A 19346-nucleotide genomic window follows, 5' to 3' on the forward strand; every position below is an offset into this window, starting at 1 on the left:
CCCACCTTTGACGCTCAACGAACCGGCAACCGCGAACGGCGTCCGCCGATAGCGGGACCTGGCCGCAACGGCCGACCGAACGCGTCCCGGAGCGTACCGGCCTGCCTCAGCCGGTGCCGTCCTGCACCGGATAGTGGATGATGACCGCACCGCCGGTGGCGTAGTTGGCGACATCGGCGGCCACCCGCTGGCCTTGTGGCGACGCCCGTGCCGCGGCCATGGCGGCGGCGTCAGCGAAGTCGCCTTCGAAGACCGCGAAATACGGCGCTTCTCCCTTGGTCGCCGCCACGTCGAAGCTGTAGCGCCACGCAAGCAGGCCGGGCCAATTCATGACCAGTGGAAGGTGGTTGGTCACGTAGTAGTCGCGGAAGTGGTCAGGGTCGGCGGGCTTGGAATACAGGACCACCAACTTATGCATGACGACCTCCGTCCAGAGACGAGACCGTAACACTCCCGGTGACCTGGGAGCTCCTGCTAAGAACTGCCGCCGACCTCGCTAGGTGCGGAGCATCGGGATCTGGGTGAGGACGGAGGTGGTTTCGAGGAGCGCGTGGGAGTCGGTGGCCAGCCACAGCGGGAGGTCGCCGACGAAGGCTACGACATCGGGGAGGGCCCGGGTGGGTCGGGTCGCGCCAGAATCCATAGTCGAGCACACCGGGCTCGGTGGCCGCGGCCTTCGCGAGAGCCGTGAGGGCGGACTCGAAATCGGCGGTGTGTGTGAGTGCGAGGTCCAGTACTGCGGTCAGTTGAATCGACATATGCGCAGGTTAGGGCTTGATGTGCGGTCGAGGGAAAGACCGGTACGGGATAGGCTCAGAACGGATCGTTATCAATCGGCAGGGAGGGCACGTGGCGCCGGATACGGTGAGCCTGCGGTACTTCCTGGTGCTGGCGCAGGAGTTGAACTTCACCCGCGCGGCCGCACGGATCGGTATCGCACAGCCCGCACTCAGCGCCCGGATGCGCCGATTGGAGGCGGAACTCGGTACGGCCCTGCTGGTCCGCAACACGCGTAGCGTCGTATTGACCACGGCCGGTGCGGCTTTGGCGGAGTCCGCGCCGCCCGCGCTGGCGGCGCTGGACCGGGCATGGGACACCGCCCGGAGCGCGGCGGCCGGTGAACTGGGCACGCTGCGCATCGGATACAGTCTCAGCGCCGGGGCCGAGACGGCACCGGCCCTGGTGGACAGGCTGATTCGCGGCAACAGCGGACTTGAGGTCGGCGCGGTCCCGATGGCGACACCGGAGATATCCCCCGCGGTCGCCGACGGCCGCATCGATGCCGGGATCACCCGCGGTGAACAGCCGGGCCGTGGCGTGCGCCGGTTCCTGCTGCGGCGTGAGCGCATCGGGGTCCAGCTGGCGCAGCACCATCCGCTGGCCGAACACCCGGAGATCGAGATCGCCGACGCGGCCGCGTATCCGCTGCGGCTCCCGGACCGTGCGGCCAACCCCGTGATCCACGATCAGCTGTCCGCACTGTTCCTAGACACCCGACCACACCCCCGATTCCACACGCCCGCAGTCTCTTTCGACATGTCTCAGCGCGACCTGCGCGACGGGGTCACCCTCGCCCCGGCCGGAGAAGCCGCGGTCACGGCATCACCGGCCGGTCTCACCTGGCGACCGCTGCGGGGCGCGCCCAGCCTGACGATCCACCTGGTCCTCCCACGCGAGCAGTCGCCACTACACCGCCGCATCCGTGCCGTCGCCAAAACCCTGGCGCACGAGCTGCACTGGCTGCCGGACTGACGCGCAAGAGGTCAAGCGAGACGGACGTCTGCGGTGGCGAGACCGAAGACCTTGCGCCGGGCGGCCGTGGTGACGGCGAACTCGTGGTCGGTCGGCGCGAATCGGGCCACCGCGTCGACCTCGCGCACCACGGTCGCCGGATTGTGCGGGCGCCCGGTGTTCCGCAGGACCTCGCGGGTGTCGTTGTACATCGTGATGAGCACGCCTCCGGCGAACGTCAGCTGGTCCTCCTCCAGGTCCGCGAGGTGCTCGACGATCGCGGTGCGGTCGCGTGCGACGTAGGCGCGCGTCAGGTCGAGGGCGCGCCACGCGGCCTCGTTCATCCGGGGGTCGGTGCGGTCGGCGAAGTCCTTCATCGTGGCTCCGTGGTCGATCGAGCGGAGGGGGTAGTGCGGGGGTGGGGCACGGCAGTGGACAGCCCCAGGTCGAGGCGCTTGTCCATGTCGAGGCGGAACGTTCCGTACGGGTTGACGTTGGCGGTCAGGCCGCGCCGGTCCTCGCCGGTGAGCCTCTTCGCGCACGCTGGCTCGGCCAGGACCTGCTGGGCTCTGTCCGCGGTTCCGTGAATCCGCAGGCCAGGGTCCGGAACGGCGGATCGTTTCGGCAAGGTGTTTCATGCCGTGGCGAGCAAGACGGTCGAGGATGTGCTGTTTCCCGGAATCGGTGTGCGAGTGGAGGGCGTGAGCGACTCCTCCGACACCTTGGTGGTGGAGGCGGTGTCCACCGGTCGGCCGGGCCTGTGCCCGGACTGCCGGAAGCGGGCAAGACGCGTGCACAGCTCGTACCAACGTGCCCTGGACGAGCGTCCGTTGGGCTCCCGACGGGTCGTGGTCCGGCTCCGGGTGCGACGGTACTTCTGCGACCGCAGGAGCTGTTCCCGCAGAACGTTCGTTGAGCAGATCGCCGGTCTGACCGAGCGGCACAGCCGGTCGAGCACCGGGCTGACGGGCTGGCTGCAGTCCATCGCGGTGGAGCTGGGCGGCCGTCCTGCCGCGCGGCTGTGCCGCCGCCTGCGGGTGGCCGCGGGCCGGACCCGACTGCTCAGGCTGCTGACGGCGCCGCCGGTTCAAGACCGTGCCCCACTGGTGCTGGGAGTGGACGAGTTCGCCTTCCGCAAGGGCTGCGCCTACGGCACCGTCCTGGTCGACGTCGAAGCCGGCCGGGTCGTGGACGTGCTGCCCGACCGCACCTCGGAGACGTTCGCGGCCTGGCTGACGGAGCATCCCGGAGCGGAGATCATCTGCCGCGACCGGGCCACCGCCTATACGAAGGCGGTCAGAGAGGCGGCCCCGAACGCCCTCGAAGTTGCCGATCGCTGGCATTTGCTTCAGAACTTGTCCGCCGCGGTGGAGAAGACCTGTCATCAGCACCGCGACTGCCTGCGCAAACCCGCCGAGCAGGAGACCGTGCCGCCGGTTCCGAAGCCGGTGCCGATGGAACTGCCCGTGCCGGAACTACCCGGCACCCAGATTATCGAACGGACCCGCCATCGCCATGAGGACGTCCACCGCCTGGTGGAGAAGGGCTGGACCGTCAGTGCCATCGCCCGCCGTCTGAATCTCGACCGCAAGACCGTGCGCCGCTTCCGCGACACCGACCTCGACCAGTTGCTGGCCTCCGCCCGCGACCGCCGCCCGAACGGCGTGCTGGAGCCGTTCAAGGCGTACCTCAACGCCCGCTTCACCGAGACTCAGGGCCAGGTCAGCGGCACCCGCCTGTTCCTGGAGGTCCGCGAACGCGGTTATCGGGGCAGCCGCCAGGTCGTCCGCAAACACCTCGCCGCCCTGCGGGCGGGCACCGCCGAACCGGTCCGGGCCGACATCCCCAACCCACGCAAGATCACCTCGTGGATCATGCGGCCCCGCGAGACCCTCACCGAAAGCCAGGACAAGCGACTGCTGGAGGTCCGGCTCGCCTGCCCGGACATCACCCGAGCCTGCGACCTCGCCCGCGCGTTCGCCGATCTCGTCCGTCACCGGCGCGGATACCTGCTGCTGGAGTGGATCCGCCAAGCCGAGCAGGACGCTCCGAAGCCGATGCGGGGCTTCGCCGGCTCCCTCCGCCAGGACCTCGACGCCGTCGCCGCCGGCATCACCCTCCCCTGGAGTTCCGGAGTCGTCGAAGGCCATGTGAACCGGGTGAAAACACTCAAGCGGGCTATGCGGCCGGGCTTCATTCGAACTCCTCCGGGCCCGGATCCTCACCCAGCCATGACCTGCACGGAGTCGCGGATAGAGCCGTTTCCTGGGCTTTCGCGAATGCTGGAATTCGGCCGCGGCTGGTGGTTTCGTCTCACTGACGGGTGATTGCCCGTGAGATGCCGGCGGTGACGGTTGTGGCGAGGACCCAGCCAGCAGCGGTCAGCCCGTAGGCAAGCCATTGTCCGATGCCTCGTGGTGCGAAAGCCGCCTCCTGCCCGAAGGTGATAATGGGGACCAGCAGGTCGAGCGTGTAGAAGACGGCGTTGAACGGCGGTGCCTTTCCCGCTTCGAGCGGTGCGGGGGAATGGACTGCGAAGAAGATCGCACCACAGGCGAGAAGAGCCATGAGCCAGAGGCCGGCGCGCAGAGGCCGGTAGCCGTAGCCGACGGTCGTGTCCTGGATGTAACCCCAGACGCGGATGTGCGGGGGAAGCGTAGCTCGCCGATGGCGTTGCTTGGCCAGCAGCACCGTGCGTGCTTCGTCCTCGTGTCCGAGCCGCCGGTACGCGGCTGCGAGCTGTTCGTACGGCTGCGGGACATAGCCCTCGGCACCGCGCCGGAGCCAGTCGAGCCGTTCGGCCGCTGCCAGGGGGGATGCGAGGGCGTCGTAAGTGGTCTCGGTCAGCCGGATGTCTGCCGGCCAGGTGTCCGGGGTGTCGTACAGGGTGCCCAGATGGGCGTTGCGTGCATCGACGGTGCCGTCGATCGGCCGCTGGGTACGCAGATCTGTCTCCCGGGCCTGGGTCATCCGCAGAGACAAGGCGGTCTCGCCAGGATGTGTGAGCGTGATGTCGCGGAAGCTGAGCTGCGTACCGATGTTGCTGCCGTCAAGCTGGATGCCGCCGTTGACGGCGAGGCCCCGCCCGAGGTCGAAATTGCGGGTGACATGAACGTCGACAGCCTCCAGCGCGACGTCGCCGGCGTTGTTCAGAACGGCGCCGCAGAAGCCGATCGCGGCCGAGACCACGGCACCGGACAGGATGATCCGCCCCTCGGCTCTGAAGCCCGGGTGGAAGGTGAAGTCCTCGGTGATCTGGACATGGTAGGCGTCCAGCGCGTTGCCGTCGGGATTGCTCAGGCAGGCGCCCTCCAGGTCGAACTCCCCGTCGATGGAGGCACCGGATACGCGGAATCCTCCCTGGACAGCCAGGTTGGTGCACAGCACGTCGCCGTCCACGGCGACATGGACCGCGGATATCGCCTCGGACCCCGGTGCCGTGACCACGGTGTCGCGGAGGTCCAGGTCACCGTGGATCTCGGCGCGGTTCAGTATGAGGGGTCCGGTCAGGTGGCATCGGGACAGCACCAGTCGGCCCTCGATCTGGGCCATGTCGGCGGCAAGACCCGGCAGGGAGCTTCCGGGGAGGACCAATTCGCGGAGCCTGGCGCCCTGCAGCAGGGGTACTTCGTCGAACCGGCAATCGGTCAGGACAACCGGCACGGCAACCTCGGCGAATCGCAGATCCAGGCTGCCTGCGATGCGGGCGCCGGTGAGGCGGAGTGCCGGGCGGTCACCCGGGGCGGGATCGGCACCAGCACCCAGCAGCAGCGCCTCAATGACGTCGGCCCGTATCGCGCATTCCGCCGATGACGTGCCGTCGCGGACATCGACGGCAGTGCCCTGCGGGAAGGAGTTCCACAACAGACGTTCAGCAGCACCAAGTTCATCAAGACGCATGATCGACGATCATGTCGGTGCGGACCCACCCAGGACAAGACCTGACAGCCGACCCCGCAGACGAGGCAGCGACGAGCACGCCTGCGCGGGCATGTCCCTTCACGCAACCGCGGTCCGAGCCTGTGAACTGGCCATCGACCTGTCCCGCCGCAGCACTCCTGCCGAGGGCGGGTTCTGCACCTTTCAGCCCGTCGTCGACGGCGGCGCCTGCCCCTGGAACCTCGACTGCCACAACTGCGACAAGTTCGTGCTCTCGGGCGCCGACCTGCTCTACTGGCGGCGCAAGCGAGAGCAGTGGCGGCTGCTGGCTGAAGGCACCCCCGACGACGCCACCGCCGACTACCTTCACCACTATTTCGAGCCCACGGCCCGCGCGATCGACGGCCTGGAGAAGGCATTGGCCGGCCTCGGTCTCCTCGATGACGCTCTCGCCCTCGACTTGCGCAAACCCCAGGACTACTGCCACCGCGTCTGGTCCACCGCCTTCCGCGCGGCCGACCTCGCCGAAGCGGGCGACGCCGAGCAGGGCGAGTACAGCGATACGTGCACAGTGGACGACGAACCCGAACGGGACATCGCATGATGGCCGCCACCATTCCAGAACCCCGCACGGCGGCTGCCCTGGCTGCCCGCCGTCGCAGGACCGAGACCGCCCTCCAACGTGTCCACGAGGCTATCGCCCGCCTCCGCCGTGAGAGGGCCCAGGTCAGCGTCGCTGCAGTCGCCCGTCGCGCGGATGTCTCCCGCACCTTCCTCTACGACAATCCTGAGGCTAGAGCCGCAGTCGCCTCCGCTATGGCCGAGGCCGGAGACCGCCGGTCCGGACGCTCGCCGACCAGGACGATGAGCGCGAGGCGACTTGGCGCGAGCGCGCACTCAATGCTGAGGACGCCCTCAAGGCCGCCCACGCCGAAATCCTCGCCCAGCGCACCCGCATCGGCGAACTCCTCGGCCAGATCCGCGACTTGCAGACCGAATGGACCGAGGAAGCCATCCAGCGGATCACGACCGGGAACACCACACTCAAGCAGCGAGTCCGCCAACTCACCACCGACAACCGCACCCTCGACGAACGGCTCAAGGCCGCCCGCTCCAACCTCCGCTTCCAAGACCGGCGCGTCGCCGACCTCGAAGCCCGGATCGCGGGCACCTGACAACCCGCGGGACCGCTCAGTCCGGTCCGGTGACCAGGAGAAACCTGTGGTCACCGGACCGTTCCGTATGCCAGGCTCCAGCATTATGGAGCCCCACAACGAACAGGCCGCAGGCGAGGTCCTGCATCAACGCGGCTGGCGCAAGGCATTCACCGTCCAAGAGATGGTCGACAAGTGGGCCTGGCTCGTGGGTAAAGTCGAGGACGGTTACAGCGACCTGGTCGACGAGTACACCAACGACCTCTACAGCCGAAACTGGCTGCACGAGGCATGGCCGATCCTCGCCGAGCGCGAGATCGTCCTATGGACCCCGCAGATCAAGGCCCTCGACGACCGCTTCCGGGCCGCCACTGTCTTCGACGACGGCATCGCCTTGTCGCAGTTCCACCGGATCAGCGGATTCGACCCCATCGACATGTGGTGGTGGCGACGCCACCCTCGTCTGCTCGTCGGCGATCTCGGCCGCTCGCTCCGCTCGGCAGGTGCCACCGACTGATCCTCGGCGGCACAACGCACGAGAGTCCGCCGAGCCGTGATCGCCGTCCGGATCACTCGGACGAGCGACAGCATCGACCCCAACTCTGCGTCACGGACATGTAGTCTATGAATCGCCGCAGGTCAGAGCCGGATCACGAGCTCCCGCGGTCGGTAAACTCGACGAGGCGCGCCACAGCGCCGACCCCGTCCGGCTGATGCAGCTCTTCGGCCTGTCCAACCTCTCCGCCACTCGCTACGTCCTTTCGGCACACCCAGACAAGAAGAACGGCCCCATCGCCCCGTGAGGCCCGTCCGGTCTGATCGGCTGTTCACGAGTACCGCTGGCCAGCGGGGTAACCGTCCCGTGCCAGATCCCTTCCCGGGGTCCGTGTGATCGTTTCCCGGTACCTCTGCGGAACGGGTACGGTCCAGCGCATGGTGGGCGACTTCGATGCAGCTGAGGCCATGCACGACGGCATATCGGACCGGGCTGAGGCATGGGACTTCATCCGGGCCTTCGTGGCTGGGTGGTACACACCCTTGACCGACGGCGACGGCATCGGCGAGGAAGAACTCAAGCGGGTCGAAGGCCAGCTGTGCCTGTCGCTTCCTGCTGCTCTGCGTGAGGCGTACCTGCTCTTCGGCCGGCGTCCGGAATTGTTCGAGCAACAGGATCCGATGCTGCCTCCCTCAGAGCTCTTCGTGCACGACGACCTCGGGGGTGTGCTGTGCTTCCGCAGCGAGAACCAGGGGTGCGCATTCTGGGGCGTGCGCCTGTCCGATCTGGGAGAGGCAGACCCGCCTGTCGTCGTCCAGTCGCATGAGGGGTGGCAGCCGTTCATGGACAGGGTCTCGCTGGCGTGTGTGGAGCTGGTCCTCTCCGAGTGCCTGTTCAGCGACGGTCCCCTCTACAACGCTTGCGAATTGCCGGCCGGGGTCGTGAGCGAGGTTCCGCAGCTCTTCCAGCGGGTCGCTCTCCCGGACTACCCGATGTGGACGGGTAGTGACGAGTCCCCGGTCCGCTGGTTCTCTGCTCCCGGACTTCTACTGCGGCAGGACGGGCTGACGGCCGGGTGCTGGCTGCACGTCCGAGGGACGACGCTGGCCCACCTCTCGACAGCCTGCATCGCCGTCCCGGGACGGTGGGCCCAGTGGCAGGGGACCGAGCCGACCGCGGTCGACGAGCTTCCCTTCTAAGCCTCATGTGGACTCTGCCCCGGTAGGCGTCCAAGACTCGGAAGAACTCCTTGACCGGAGTGGAGCCCTCGGGGGCGTTGCGTTCATTTTCGCCGAGAAGCAGGTCCTCGCGGCTGAACCGGTGCGTACCCCAAAGCACGCGAACCCACGCCAGACCGCGCGTGATCGGGCGCAGTTTGCCACCGGTTCCCAGCGTGTGCCCTCCAAGGTTCGGCGAACTCGTCGGTTTCCCGTGGCCGGTGACTCCATGATCGACGCGGCGATCTGTGACGGCGACATCGTGACCGTACGACGGCAGGACAGCGCTGACCACGGCGACATCGTCGCTTCTATAGGGGTGAACTGTGGTGCGGCGCGATGCCTACGGGATCGGTGCAGCTCAGCGGCTATGCAAGGGACAATACAGCGTGCAACAGGTTTGCTCGGAGATGTATGCCGACCCGACATGCGGGGCGAACGTCGCCCGGTTCGCGTTCTTCAACTCCGCAGCCAGACGGTTCTACACCGACTGGGAGCGCATGCCCCGCTTCGCCGTGGGCGCGCTGCGCATCGAGGCGGGAAAGACCCCTACGACCGGGAGCTGTCGAACCTGATTGGTGAACTGTCCACCCGCAGCGACGCCTTCCGCGTGATGGGGGCTCGCACAACGTGCATGTCTTCCGCGAGAGCACCAAACGCCTCAACCATCCACTCGTCGGCGAACTGGAACTCGATCAGGAGACCATGCCCCCCAAAACCGCCGCGGAGGACGGCCTGAAGCTACTCGCCAGTTGGTCCGCCACGACCGGACAGGAGCAGGACGCGCAATCCACGAGCAACCCGCCGCCCCGGCAGGCCTGACGGGGCCGTACTGGCCCCTTTCCGGCGCTCAGTAGAGACTGTCACCCGGCGCGCGCAAGCCAGTGAGTTCGGCGATCGCCTCCGGTTACGGCCTGAAATAGCGGCATCCGTTCCAAGTCGCACTGACCTGCACCGAAGGCACGCTCACCTTGTCATGTCAGGACACGACACAGCTTCTAAGGGAGTCCGCGGGGCCCTCCCCGCTCCTCCGGCGCATGTGGTCTTCACAAAGTCCGCCGCCGTGAGGTCGTTGACGTCGAACGGGTCGATCACGGTGCCAGGGCGGAGCTCATACCTGGTGTGACGGGATCCGTACTTGCCGACCGTCAAAGCGATCACCTGGGCCGCACCGGCACTGAGCAAGAGGGTGCGGGCCCATTCGATGGACGTTCCGTCGGCGTTCGTCAGGGCACCACCTTGTTCCCCACCGCTGCCGTCAGCGGCGCTCGGCGGGGGCCGCACCGGACGCGAGGAGTCCGGGGTGCAGGTCGTGGTCGAGTCCGGCGTGCACGAAGACCCGCTTGAGCAGGGTGACGAAGGTGTGCGCCTCGTCCGGCTCCAGCCCGCCGAGCAGCCGGGCCTCGAAGCCGTTGACCAGGGCCTCGGCCTCGGCGTGCAGGCTGCGGCCGGCCGGGAGCACGTGGACGGCGTGGGCGCGGCGGTCGGTGGGATGGCGGCGGCGCTCCACCAGGCCGCGCTGCTCCATCTCGTCGACCAGGCCGACCATCACGTTGCGGTGCACGTTCAGCGGCCCGGCGAGCTGGTGCTGACTGAGGCCGTCCTCCTCGATCAGCAGGTTGAGCAGGCCGAACTGGCGGGGGTGGATGCCCAGCGGCGCGAGCACCTCGACGAGCTGCTCCTGCACGTGGGCGCTGAGGTGGGTCATCACGCAGGCGGGGTGGTCGAACAGCAATTGGTTACTCACGCCCGCCATGATACCTCCGAGTAATTATCACCTTGAGGGATAGTCATCCAAAGTGCATACTTGGGCGGTGACTCAAGACATCTCCGCAACCACTCCCGCCGCCCCACCGCAGGAAGCCCCGGGTGGCGCCGCACCCGACCCGAAGCGCCGCCTGGCCTTCGCTGTCGTCCTGATCGCCGGGTTCATGGACCTGGTGGACACGACGATCGTCAACGTCACCGTCCCGAGCATCCAGCGCGACCTGCACGCCGACTACGCCCAGATCGAGTGGGTCATCGCGGCGTACGTGCTCTCCTTCGCCGCCCTGCTGATCCTCAGCGGCCGGCTCGGCGACATCTTCGGACGCAGGCGCGTCTTCCTGATCGGCATGGCCGGCTTCACCGTCGCCTCGCTGCTGTGCGGCGTCGCGGTCAACCCCGAGATGCTGATCGTTTCCCGCTTCCTCCAGGGCGCCGCGGCAGGCCTGATGGTCACCCAGATCCTGGCGATCCTGCACGTGGTCTTCCCGCCGAGCGAGCGCGGCAAGGCGGTCGCCATCTTCGGCGCGGTCACCGGCTCCTCCGCGGTCTTCGGCCTCGCCCTCGGCGGCGTGGTCGTGCAGTGGGACCTCTTCGGCTGGGAGTGGCGCCCGATCTTCCTGGTGAACGTCCCGGTCGGGATCGCCGCGCTGATCGCCGGGGCCCTGGTGATCCGCGAGTCCCGCGCCGCGCAGCGCCCCAAGCTCGACCTGCTCGGCATGCCGCTGGCCATCGCGGCCGCGGTGCTGCTGGTCTACCCGCTCACCGAGGGCCGCCGCCTGGGCTGGCCGACCTGGACCTACGGCATGATCGCCGGCGCCCTGGTGCTGCTCGCGGTCTTCCTCGCCTACGAGAAGCACCGCTTCGCCAAGGTCGGCTCCGCGCTGGTCGAGTTCGGAGTGTTCCGCTCCCGGTCGTTCTCGATCGGCATGGCGGTGTGGTTCCTGTTCTGGATCGCGGTCGGCGGCTTCTTCTTCGTCTGGACGCTCTTCCTGCAGCAGGGCCTCGGCTGGACGCCGATGCACGCCAGCCTGACCGCCGCCACCTTCGCCATCGGCGTCGGCATCGGCGCGGGCAACGCCCCCGACAAGCTGGTCCCCAAGTTCGGCCGCAACGTGCTGGTGGCCGGCGGCATCGTCAACGCGATCAGCTTCGTCGCCTTCTCCGTCCTGGTCGCCAACTACGGCCACGACCTGGCGTCATGGCAGATCATCCCGGTGCACATCGTCTCCGGCATCGGCTTCGGCCTGATCGTCGCGCCGACCCTGGATCTGCTGCTCGGCCAGGTCCCCGGCGAGCAGGCGGGCAACGCCTCCGGCCTGCTGAACACCGTCCAGCAGCTCGGCATGGCGCTCGGTGTGGCGCTGACCGGCGTGCTCTTCTTCGCCCAGGTCGGCAACGCGGCCGGCGACGCCGCCGACGAGGCCGCCCCGGTGCTGAAGTCCGCCCTCAGCAGTGCCGGCGTCACCTCCCAGGACCAACTGCTCGCCGACTTCCGCACCTGCGTGCAGCAGCGCGCCGACTCGGTCGACCCGAGCAAGGTCCCGGCCATCTGCCTGAAGAACGACCCGAAGGCCGCCGGCGCGTTCGGCGGGGCCATCGCCCGCGCCGACTCGGTCAGCTACTCCTCGGCGTTCTGTACCGTCCTGCTGCTGGACGCCGGCATCCTGGTGATCGCCGCCGTCGGCTTCCTGACCCTGCCCAAGCACTCGCGGCCCGCCGACAGCACCGAGCCCACCGAGGTGACGGTATGAGCAACGAGAAGAACGTCCTGGTCCTCGGCCGCGAGCGGCACCTGGTCGACGCCTCCACCGACATCATCGAGGCCAACGGTTTCAACGCGGTCGGCGTGACCCGCGACGAGGAGGCCCTCGCCCTGCTGGACACCGGCCGGTTCATCGCCGTCCTGGTCGGCAGCGGCGTCGAGTGGGAGTCCCGTCCGCCGGTGCATCAGCACGCCGCCCCACACGGCACCGTGGTCCTCGAGGCGCGGCGCATCCCGATGCAGACCGTCCAGGACCACGTCCGCCACGTGATCGTCCCGCGGCTGCAGCAGATCGCCTGACCATCACCGCACCAGGGCCCCGCCACGCCCTGATCCGTCGTCAGAGACGGCTTGCCCGGTGGTGCGACGGAAAGGCAAGCGTCAGCCAGGCGGTCCACCAGCCGAGCGACGTGCCAAGCCGTATGGCCGCTACGGCACCGTCGCCTACCGAGGGAAGACGTCATTGCGTACGGCGCAATTTTTTGCGATGGTCGCAATATGGATTTGATCGGTGACATCGCAGCCATCCACATCCCTCTGCCCACCCCGGGAGCGTGACCCCCGAGGAGTGCTTTCCCGACGTCCTCGACCAGGCGCTCAAGGACCGTCAGGAGTACGCCGACAGCCTCGACGCCCTGTGCGACGACCTGAAAGAGGATCCCCTGCTGGTGGCCCTCGGCAACGCCCGCGCTCGCAAGGAGTCCGCCGAGCTGGAAATCCGTCAGCTCCTGGCCTATGCACGCGAGTTCCACGGCGACCGCCCCTACAAGCTTGAACCGCTTGCCGAGGCCAGCGGTATGTCCGTCTCCGGCATCCGCACCGCCTACAAGGACAGCGAACTCGATGCCGTCACCCTGCAGGTCGGCAGGAAGCCTGACAGCCGCCGCCCCCGGCCCACGGCCGACAAGGCCGCTCGTGACCGGTGAGCCTTCCGGCTCTGTGCCGGGCCAGGTTTGCACCTGCCCGCAACCGTGGCCCGGCCTGACCACCGTCATCGGGGGCACCACCCACACGGTAGTGCCCGTACCCGCGCACACGCCCGCCTCAGCCCTCTACCTCGCCCACTGCACCAGCCCATGGAAGCGCCTCACCTCCTCCGACCGCGCTGCCTGAGAACACCGCTCCCGCCGCCCAACCGCGGTCAAGTGGGGCGCCGCCTGGCGCGCGGCCTCGGGCGCGCGGCGGCCCCGATGGCACCACGACCGACCTCAGCGCGTCACACGCGCGCCATCGAGCCGCCGGTGCACCATCGACAGCGCGGTCAGCAGCTCCAGCAACTCCTCGTCGATGATCGTGCGGTGAAGCCGCGGCTCGTGCGCGGCCGGGTTGCGGTTGCCCTGGCCGGGCATGAGCACCGCGTCGACCAGCCGCGCCCCGTCCAGGCCCTCGCCGGTGAGCTGCCGCATCCGGTCGGCCGCGGACTTCGAGATGCCGAAGGGCGGTCCGGCTCGACAGACTGTCCGCGGCTCGCGGCGCGCGACTCATACCGGCCGGCCGTCAGTAAGCAGTCGGGCACCGCCGGAAGCAGTCGCACACCACGGGAAGCACTCGGTGAGTGACCGCCCCTCGCCCCTACGTCAGCAGCCGCTCCCGCGCCAGCTCCATCACCTGCGCCCGACTGAGCCCCCCGTGCTCGGCGGCGATGAAGTAGCTGCCGATCCGCAGGGAGAAGACGAGCATGCACCGCAGCTCGACCTCCTTCTCGTCGGGGCAGAAGGCCCCGAACAGCGCGCGCAGGTACTCCATGCGCCGGTTGTCCACCCGCCGCAGCCGCGCCGCCACGTCCTCGTCGCGCCGCGCCCAGTCGCGGATGGCCAGCTCCGAGGCCACGCCCGTCACCGGCCCGGTGGCCGCCGCGGTGATGGTGAACAGCCGCTCCAGCCGGGCCCTGGCGTCCCCGCCCCCGGCATCCACCTGCTCGATCACGGCCTCGGCGGCCTCCCGCTCCCAGGTGTCGAGCATCTCGCCGAGCAGCGCGTCCCGGTTGCGGAAGTACCCGTAGAACCCGCCCTTGCTGACGCCCAGCGCCTGCGCCAGCACCTCGATCCGAACGGCCTCCGGACCGCCGGCGGCAAGCGCCCGCATCCCCTGCTCGATCCAGGCGCCGCGCGGCGTACGGGTGACTCCCATGCCGTGCCTCCTCGACTCACCGGATGTACGGACCCGTATAGACGCCTCCGTACACACAGGGCTAGCCTAGGTCTATACGCCACCGTATAGACAGGGGCTCGGCATGAGGCTTCCCAAGACCGCCCACACTTCCCGTCCCTGGCGCATCCACGCCATCGCCCACGACTTCCGCCTCGAGGACGTCTGGGCGCTGCCCACTCCGGGCAGCCCCGGCGACTGGCCCCGCCTGGTCGCCCTCTTCAGCGGCGCAGGCCCCGCCCAGGAGCCGTTCGTCACCTCGCCCGTCGCCCGCGCCCTCTTCGCGATCCGCTGGAAGCTCGGTGCGCTGTTCGGGTGGGACAAGCCGGACGCCGGCCTGGGCGCGCGGGTGCCGACCCTGCGCGACCGGCTGCCCGACGACCTCCGCCAGGAACTGCCGTCCTCCCGCAACCCCCGCTTCACCACCGTCTACGAGACCGAGGACGAGTGGGCGGCCGAGATCGCCAACCGCACCATGCATGGCGTGCTCCACCTCGGCTGGGTCCCGGACGGCTCCGGCGGCTACCGCGGGCAGATGGCCGTCCTCGTCAAGCCCAACGGCCCCTTCGGCCACCTCTACATGGCCGCCATCAAGCCCTTCCGCTACCTCGGCGTCTACGACAACCTGCTGCGCACCATCGGCACCCGCTGGCAGGCGACCGCTCCCGCCCCCAAGCCCTGACCCCCGCCGCCACTCCGACCGGGCCGGGTGCGCACGGGGGAAGCACCCGACCCACACGCACGCCCGCCGAGGCGGCCGGCCCCCGGCACCCGGTCGCCGTCGATGTGCAGTTCGGCGTGGCGGGCGAGCTGGGTGAGGATCTGCTCAGGCAGCAGCCGAACACCGGGGCGGCAACGGGCAGGGTGAGCGTCTTGCGGACCGACCTGCGGGTGAGGCGGTGGGAGTCGCTCTCGATCAGAGTGCACTTGAAGGTGAGCCGGCTGGTGCCGCTTGGTCAGTCTCCGGCGCTGCCGCCGTCACCACCCGCGCCGAACCCGCCCGCCCGCGGCTGTCGTGCCGCCTTCACCCAGTCAGTACGGCGGCGCTCCCGAACACCACACAGCATCGACACGGCAGCCCTCAGGCCTGACAGAACCGCCCAGGCCGCGGCGATCCGCATGTCCCGCCGCTCGTCGCGCGGCCGACGACGCGCCCATCGAATCCCTGTCCCTCCCGCCATCCCAGGCTTTTCCGCCACTCGGCGGCTGATGATCTGCGTTTTTTTGTCGGTGTTGGTTCGGCGTTGTGATGTCGGTGGGTTAGTAGCGGGTTTTCTGGTGTTCAGTGGGTTGTTGTGGGTGGCTCGACTGCTGTGATGGACGCCGATGTGGGGCTGACGTTTTTGGTGTTGCTGTGGGTCGGTTGGTTGCTGTGTTACGGCTGGCACGTGCCCGGCATCTGCGTCTGATGACCACGGACCAGACCCAGCTGTCCCTGCTGGCCTGCCACACCAACGAAGAACTCCTGGGCTCGGTATGGCTGTACCGCTTGCCCGAGGTGAAGATCGACACCGCCTGGAAGAAGCTGCGCGGGGAATACCGTGGCATCACCGGCTCCACAGCGAACCTCCCCTACAGCGGGCTGCTGACCGTCCTGCGCGCCGTCGGCTACACCACCACCCTCTACCCCACCTCCAAGACCAACCCGCCGAAGTCCCTCGCCACCACCCGGCCCATCGACCGCGATGCGAAACCGAGTACGACCCCAAGGCCTGGGCACGCGATCGACGCGCCTCGAAGAAGACCGACTCCACCGTCGTCAACCCCGACACCCTGGACGCCAAGCACCGAGTCAACGGTGAGCTCGCCAAGCACCGTGTCCTTGCCCAGTTCCTCACCCTGTACAAGCCCGGACGCCGCAACCCCCGCAAGAAGGACCGCGAACCCACCACCGACCTCGAGCTCCTGAGCCTCGAACTCCAGGGACACCACCGCGGCCACATGGCCATCGCCGACCTGTCCCGCGTGGCCGGTCTCGTGCACCCGCGACTGACCAAAGCCCTCAGCGCCGGCCCCAACGGCCTCAAGCAACCCCTCGTCCACGTCGGGCTCCACCTGCGCCAGCAGCGCGGCGAACGGCGCATCGCCACCGACGAGCCGAAACTGATGTGGACCCTGGTCGCCCTCGTCCCCCACGGCCCGTACTGGCGAACCCTCGCCTACCTCCCCGCCGAACACGCCAGCCAAGGCACCTGGCTCGACTATGTCTCCGCCAACTACCACTTCCGTGCCAGGCCCCTGCCCGAAGGCCGACGCCGCGGAACTCCTGCCCCGCCACATCGACCGCGCCCTCTACGAACTGGGCGGACACGCAGGCTCGGCCCGGGGATACGTCATGTACGTCTCCGGAGGGGAAGCCCGCAGCATCTGGCCCCTGCTCGCCAACAAGAACCTGGGCAAGACACCCGACGCGGCCGGTCAGATCAACAAGCGGCCGGCACTGCCCGGCTTCACGCTCGCACCCGACCAGCGACCGCGGGCAGTCGTCCGGGTCACCTCCGGCAGCGAGGATGTGGCCCGGCCGGCCCTTATCGAACGGCTCCGCCACATCCCGGAGTACGACGAACCCGTCACCGAGGAAGGCAAACTCGCCACCGGCCTCTTCCAGATGAAACAGGCCGAGCAGACGTTCATCCTCTGCAACCTCCCTCACCAGTTCACAGGAGGAGCGCGCCACGCGCGCGCCGGCGAGTCCTACACCCGGTGGGGCAGCAGCGACCCCAAAGAGCAAGCCGCGACCTGGTACAGCCACACGGCAACGGAAATCACCGTGCTCCATCAACCCGCCGACCAGGCTCTGCTCACCTACGGGCTTGCGGCCGCCCGCCTCTGCGATCACGCCCTTCACTGTCGTGGTGAGTGTTGGGAAGCCGGGGCGGGCGGGGCACCAGGTTCTCCCTGCAGCAGCTGGCGCAGGCTCCTGACCGCGCGTTCCAGGCGGGCGGCCGTGGTCCTCACCGTCGCGCTCGATGCGTGTGCCTGGAGCTGTCCGGTCAGGTCGCGTGCCTGCGTCTCGACGTCGGACAACAGGGTGGACAGCTGCGCCAGCAGATCGGTCGCGGCCCCGGTGCGCAACAAGGCCGCCTGTTTGCGCAGTTGCACGTTCTTCTGGTGCAGGTCGACGAAGACGGCCACCTTGGCGCGCAGCACCCAGGGATCGTACGGCCGCGACACATAGTCCACGGCACCGGCCGCATACCCTCGGAAGGTGGCTTGGGGACCCATTTCGTACGCGCTGACGAAGATGATCGGGGTGTCGCGAGTCCGCAAACGGCGCTTGATGTGTGCGGCGGTCTCGTAGCCGTCCATTCCCGACATCTGGGTGGCGAGTAGAACGAGGGCGAATTCGTCGTCGTTCAGCGCCTTGAGTGCTTCCTCTCCCGACGAGGCGCAGACGAGTGTCTGGTCGAGCGCGGACAGGCCCGCTTCCAAGGCCAGCAGGTTCTCCGGCTGGTTGTCGACCAGAAGGATCTTGGCCTTCGTGTCCGCCGCGGAGGACGGTGCGGGGGGCCTGGTGTCCGTCCGCTGAGCCACGGGTGGCTGTGGCCGGGCCCGTTCCCGGGGTTCCGGGGGTCCCGGGGCCGGGGGAGGCCGGTCGGCGGGCGGGGCGTCGATGTGCGCGGCGACACCGAGGCGTTTCAGCAGCCGCTCCTCCAGTTGGGCGAAGGACCGTTCGGGTGCGCCGACGGCGGCGGCGCCTCCCGGGTGCGCCACCCAGGCGGTGAAGCTCCGTGAGTGCCGGACACCTGTTGCCAGGCGGTCGGCAATCAGTCGTGTGGTGCGCAGCAACTCGCGGGCGGGGAGCGTGCCGAGGAGGATGCGCCGTGCGTCGTCGGAGAAGTCGAAGAACTCCGGCTGCGGCAACCGGCCGGTGGTGTCCGCGGCGGCGTTGTGCATGAGGCCGCCGAGAAAGACCTCCACGAGGTGCCCGGTGTCCGTCGGAGGGCCCAGGGCCTCCTGCACCATGCGCATGACGGGCGGAGTGACGGGCGCCACGGCCGCGAGGTGGGCGGCGAGCCGATACGCCTCCGGGCTGGCCGTGCCGCGGAAGCGCAGGACGGCTTCGGCGTCCGGACCCTGCCCGGTCTCGGCGCGCCAGGGCTGGGTGACGGACCGCCCGATGTCCCACAGCGGCAGCACCGCGGTCGCGCTTGGTGAGGCGACCAGCCGGGCCCAGTCGCCGACGGCGGCCAGTGTGGGTTCGAGCACCGGGACGGGGACGGAGTCGAAGCCGACCAGATCCGCCGGCAGTCTCGGGTCGGTGACGTGCCAGGCGGTGGTGGGACCGCCCCTGCGGACACTGGTGACGTGCCACGGCCGAGTTGTGATGCCCGAGTTCGCCCAGAGCCGAGCGGGCAGTGCCTGCAGGATCGCGGTGGGTTGCCGTCGGGCCCACAGGGCCGCCGCCTCGCTCATCCGGCCGTCCCACCAGGCGTCGCCGACGCCGTCGCTGACTATGAGGACAAGGGTGCCGCCGGTGGGGTCGCTGAGCGCGGCCGGCGGAAGGTAGGGACCTTGCTGCCGGTAGGGACGGTTGCTCAGCAACGGGGCGTGGGGACCACGGGTGTTAAGTCCGAGCACGCGGACGTCGCGGAAGGCCCCGGCCCGTTCCATCAGTGTGCGGATCTCGGAGGCCAGACGTTTCCACAGGACCATGGACACGCCGTCGTCGATCAGCAGGGCGAGGGAGAGCCAGCGGCTACGGGCGGGGCTCGTCACGGTCTCGGGCAGACCCGTCTCGGCCATGGCGTCCACCGTCCGTGCCACGTCCAGTTCCTGACGGTGCCGATCAGGGAGCCGCTGCCGCAGCGGCCGTAACGCCTTGCCGAGCGTGGGATGACGGCTGGGCAGGACATGGGGGCCAGGGGTGCGTACGGCGTGCGCCCGGTGCGGGGCCGGCTCCGGCCTGCCGCTCCCCTTGCCCCGCGGGGCAGCGTGCATGGGGAACAGGCGGTGCGGGGCGACGTCCGGCGGCGGGTGCGCGCCCGATTGCGCGGGATCGTCCGCGCCGGGGGTTCGGGGCTCACCCTGCTCGGCAGCCTGCCGTGAGGGGGCGGCCGGGGCCGGACGTCGCGCCAACGGACCGACGTCGCCCGGCAGGTTCCTGGCCAGCCACAGGACGTCGAGGAGTTCCTCGTCGGCGAGGTCGACGCCGCTCCTGGCCAGGATCTCTCTCAGACGTCCGATCATGC

General features: G+C 69.0%; 21 protein-coding genes and 4 pseudogenes. 15 read left to right on the forward strand and 10 right to left on the reverse strand.

The annotated features are described in order from the left end of the window. Positions 1 to 106: 106 nt before the first annotated feature. Together ACIBBH_RS31740 and ACIBBH_RS31745 are read right to left on the reverse strand one after the other, a co-directional pair. Positions 107 to 418 carry an EthD family reductase gene (locus ACIBBH_RS31740; RefSeq protein ID WP_060905596.1) on the reverse strand — a complete coding sequence of 104 codons (312 nt, stop codon included), beginning with the start codon at positions 416 to 418 and terminating at the stop codon, positions 107 to 109. Positions 419 to 496: 78 nt separating this feature from the next. Beyond that, positions 497 to 643 carry a hypothetical protein gene (locus tag ACIBBH_RS31745; RefSeq protein WP_327286445.1) on the reverse strand — a complete coding sequence of 49 codons (147 nt, stop codon included), beginning with the start codon at positions 641 to 643 and terminating at the stop codon, positions 497 to 499. Between the two features lie 206 nt (positions 644 to 849). Here ACIBBH_RS31745 and ACIBBH_RS31750 point away from each other — a divergent pair, with 206 nt between their 5' ends. Then, positions 850 to 1752, forward strand: a complete 903-nt coding sequence (locus ACIBBH_RS31750) for a LysR family transcriptional regulator (protein ID WP_399410524.1) — start codon at positions 850 to 852, stop codon at positions 1750 to 1752. Positions 1753 to 1763: 11 nt separating this feature from the next. Here ACIBBH_RS31750 and ACIBBH_RS31755 read toward each other — a convergent pair whose 3' ends face one another. Continuing rightward, a complete protein-coding gene (locus ACIBBH_RS31755) occupies positions 1764 to 2108 on the reverse strand; it encodes a hypothetical protein (RefSeq protein ID WP_399410526.1) in 345 nt (114 codons plus the stop codon). A 264-nt stretch (positions 2109 to 2372) separates the two neighbouring features. On the opposite strand from ACIBBH_RS31755, the gene ACIBBH_RS31760 reads away from it, so the two are divergent. Then, a complete protein-coding gene (locus tag ACIBBH_RS31760; RefSeq protein ID WP_399410528.1) occupies positions 2373 to 4058 on the forward strand; it encodes an ISL3 family transposase in 1686 nt (561 codons plus the stop codon). Here ACIBBH_RS31760 and ACIBBH_RS31765 read toward each other — a convergent pair. Then, positions 4045 to 5631, reverse strand: a complete 1587-nt coding sequence (locus tag ACIBBH_RS31765) for an oxidoreductase (RefSeq protein WP_399410529.1) — start codon at positions 5629 to 5631, stop codon at positions 4045 to 4047. The genes ACIBBH_RS31760 and ACIBBH_RS31765 overlap by 14 nt on opposite strands. Before the next feature lie 91 nt (positions 5632 to 5722). Between ACIBBH_RS31765 and ACIBBH_RS31770 the strand changes: the two genes are divergently transcribed. The 8 genes and pseudogenes from ACIBBH_RS31770 (at position 5723) to ACIBBH_RS31805 (ending at position 9299) form a co-directional block, all read left to right on the forward strand. Continuing rightward, complete coding sequence (locus ACIBBH_RS31770; RefSeq protein ID WP_399410531.1) at positions 5723 to 6214, forward strand: hypothetical protein; 492 nt, start codon at positions 5723 to 5725, stop codon at positions 6212 to 6214. Continuing rightward, positions 6214 to 6384: pseudogene (locus tag ACIBBH_RS31775) on the forward strand (hypothetical protein); the annotation flags it as partial. The gene ACIBBH_RS31770 and the pseudogene ACIBBH_RS31775, both read left to right, overlap by 1 nt. 212 nt (positions 6385 to 6596) lie before the next feature. Further along, positions 6597 to 6785: a hypothetical protein gene (locus ACIBBH_RS31780; RefSeq protein WP_399410612.1), complete on the forward strand. Its 189-nt coding sequence runs from the start codon at positions 6597 to 6599 to the stop codon at positions 6783 to 6785. 46 nt (positions 6786 to 6831) lie between these two features. After that, positions 6832 to 7281 (forward strand): hypothetical protein, encoded by a 450-nt coding sequence (locus ACIBBH_RS31785; protein WP_399410602.1) that lies wholly within the window; start codon positions 6832 to 6834, stop codon positions 7279 to 7281. Between the two features lie 416 nt (positions 7282 to 7697). Beyond that, positions 7698 to 8459, forward strand: a complete 762-nt coding sequence (locus ACIBBH_RS31790; protein ID WP_399410533.1) for an SMI1/KNR4 family protein — start codon at positions 7698 to 7700, stop codon at positions 8457 to 8459. Positions 8460 to 8691: 232 nt separating this feature from the next. After that, positions 8692 to 8775 (forward strand): annotated as a pseudogene (locus ACIBBH_RS31795) (LexA family protein); the annotation flags it as partial. 91 nt (positions 8776 to 8866) lie between these two features. Further along, positions 8867 to 9052 (forward strand): hypothetical protein, encoded by a 186-nt coding sequence (locus tag ACIBBH_RS31800; RefSeq protein WP_399410535.1) that lies wholly within the window; start codon positions 8867 to 8869, stop codon positions 9050 to 9052. 55 nt (positions 9053 to 9107) lie between these two features. Next, on the forward strand, positions 9108 to 9299 hold the full coding sequence (locus ACIBBH_RS31805; RefSeq protein ID WP_399410537.1) for a hypothetical protein: 192 nt from the start codon (positions 9108 to 9110) through the stop codon (positions 9297 to 9299). Between the two features lie 436 nt (positions 9300 to 9735). Here ACIBBH_RS31805 and ACIBBH_RS31810 read toward each other — a convergent pair whose 3' ends face one another. Continuing rightward, the gene (locus ACIBBH_RS31810) at positions 9736 to 10224 is read right to left on the reverse strand and encodes a MarR family transcriptional regulator (protein ID WP_359185245.1); all 489 of its coding nucleotides are present in this window, start codon (positions 10222 to 10224) and stop codon (positions 9736 to 9738) included. A 67-nt stretch (positions 10225 to 10291) separates the two neighbouring features. On the opposite strand from ACIBBH_RS31810, the gene ACIBBH_RS31815 reads away from it, so the two are divergent. The 3 genes from ACIBBH_RS31815 to ACIBBH_RS31825 all read left to right on the forward strand — a co-directional run bounded on the left by ACIBBH_RS31815 (position 10292) and on the right by ACIBBH_RS31825 (position 12932). Next, the gene (locus tag ACIBBH_RS31815; protein ID WP_399410539.1) at positions 10292 to 11995 is read left to right on the forward strand and encodes a DHA2 family efflux MFS transporter permease subunit; all 1704 of its coding nucleotides are present in this window, start codon (positions 10292 to 10294) and stop codon (positions 11993 to 11995) included. After that, positions 11992 to 12306, forward strand: coding sequence for a hypothetical protein (locus ACIBBH_RS31820; RefSeq protein ID WP_399410541.1), 315 nt, complete (start codon positions 11992 to 11994; stop codon positions 12304 to 12306). The genes ACIBBH_RS31815 and ACIBBH_RS31820 overlap by 4 nt, the downstream gene beginning before the upstream one ends. A 254-nt stretch (positions 12307 to 12560) precedes the next feature. Beyond that, positions 12561 to 12932 carry a hypothetical protein gene (locus ACIBBH_RS31825; protein WP_399410543.1) on the forward strand — a complete coding sequence of 124 codons (372 nt, stop codon included), beginning with the start codon at positions 12561 to 12563 and terminating at the stop codon, positions 12930 to 12932. 282 nt (positions 12933 to 13214) lie between these two features. On the opposite strand, the gene ACIBBH_RS31830 is transcribed toward ACIBBH_RS31825, so the two are convergent. Then, the gene (locus ACIBBH_RS31830; protein WP_399410545.1) at positions 13215 to 13412 is read right to left on the reverse strand and encodes a hypothetical protein; all 198 of its coding nucleotides are present in this window, start codon (positions 13410 to 13412) and stop codon (positions 13215 to 13217) included. A gap of 166 nt (positions 13413 to 13578) precedes the next feature. Beyond that, positions 13579 to 14136: a TetR/AcrR family transcriptional regulator gene (locus ACIBBH_RS31835; protein WP_388360640.1), complete on the reverse strand. Its 558-nt coding sequence runs from the start codon at positions 14134 to 14136 to the stop codon at positions 13579 to 13581. 103 nt (positions 14137 to 14239) lie between these two features. On the opposite strand from ACIBBH_RS31835, the gene ACIBBH_RS31840 reads away from it, so the two are divergent. After that, entirely contained in the window at positions 14240 to 14836 is a 597-nt protein-coding gene (locus ACIBBH_RS31840; RefSeq protein ID WP_399410547.1) for a DUF2867 domain-containing protein, read from the forward strand. 941 nt (positions 14837 to 15777) lie between these two features. On the opposite strand, the gene ACIBBH_RS31845 is transcribed toward ACIBBH_RS31840, so the two are convergent. Continuing rightward, the gene (locus tag ACIBBH_RS31845) at positions 15778 to 16290 is read right to left on the reverse strand and encodes a hypothetical protein (RefSeq protein ID WP_399410548.1); all 513 of its coding nucleotides are present in this window, start codon (positions 16288 to 16290) and stop codon (positions 15778 to 15780) included. A 67-nt stretch (positions 16291 to 16357) separates the two neighbouring features. On the opposite strand from ACIBBH_RS31845, the pseudogene ACIBBH_RS31850 reads away from it, so the two are divergent. Continuing rightward, positions 16358 to 16942: pseudogene (locus ACIBBH_RS31850) on the forward strand (RNaseH domain-containing protein); the annotation flags it as partial. Between the two features lie 56 nt (positions 16943 to 16998). Here the strand turns inward: ACIBBH_RS31850 and ACIBBH_RS31855 are convergent. After that, complete coding sequence (locus ACIBBH_RS31855; RefSeq protein ID WP_399410603.1) at positions 16999 to 17688, reverse strand: two-component system response regulator; 690 nt, start codon at positions 17686 to 17688, stop codon at positions 16999 to 17001. 222 nt (positions 17689 to 17910) lie between these two features. Next, positions 17911 to 19344, reverse strand: a pseudogene (locus ACIBBH_RS31860) (SAV_2336 N-terminal domain-related protein); the annotation flags it as partial. Between the last annotated feature and the right edge of the window lie 2 nt (positions 19345 to 19346).

It is taken from the genome of Streptomyces sp. NPDC051636 (assembly GCF_044453765.1).
Classification (GTDB): Bacteria; Actinomycetota; Actinomycetes; order Streptomycetales; family Streptomycetaceae; genus Streptomyces.

What these genes read in the sequence shown, in the direction of transcription:
- ACIBBH_RS31835 (WP_388360640.1), bottom strand. Translation starts at nt 14,136, where the DNA reads ATGGGAGTCACCCGTACGCCGCGCGGCGCCTGGATCGAGCAGGGGATG.
- ACIBBH_RS31790 (WP_399410533.1), top strand. Translation starts at nt 7,698, where the DNA reads ATGGTGGGCGACTTCGATGCAGCTGAGGCCATGCACGACGGCATATCG.
- ACIBBH_RS31765 (WP_399410529.1), bottom strand. Translation starts at nt 5,631, where the DNA reads ATGCGTCTTGATGAACTTGGTGCTGCTGAACGTCTGTTGTGGAACTCC.
- ACIBBH_RS31740 (WP_060905596.1), bottom strand. Translation starts at nt 418, where the DNA reads ATGCATAAGTTGGTGGTCCTGTATTCCAAGCCCGCCGACCCTGACCAC.
- ACIBBH_RS31770 (WP_399410531.1), top strand. Translation starts at nt 5,723, where the DNA reads ATGTCCCTTCACGCAACCGCGGTCCGAGCCTGTGAACTGGCCATCGAC.
- ACIBBH_RS31830 (WP_399410545.1), bottom strand. Translation starts at nt 13,412, where the DNA reads ATGCGGCAGCTCACCGGCGAGGGCCTGGACGGGGCGCGGCTGGTCGAC.
- ACIBBH_RS31755 (WP_399410526.1), bottom strand. Translation starts at nt 2,108, where the DNA reads ATGAAGGACTTCGCCGACCGCACCGACCCCCGGATGAACGAGGCCGCG.
- ACIBBH_RS31820 (WP_399410541.1), top strand. Translation starts at nt 11,992, where the DNA reads ATGAGCAACGAGAAGAACGTCCTGGTCCTCGGCCGCGAGCGGCACCTG.
- ACIBBH_RS31840 (WP_399410547.1), top strand. Translation starts at nt 14,240, where the DNA reads ATGAGGCTTCCCAAGACCGCCCACACTTCCCGTCCCTGGCGCATCCAC.
- ACIBBH_RS31745 (WP_327286445.1), bottom strand. Translation starts at nt 643, where the DNA reads ATGGATTCTGGCGCGACCCGACCCACCCGGGCCCTCCCCGATGTCGTA.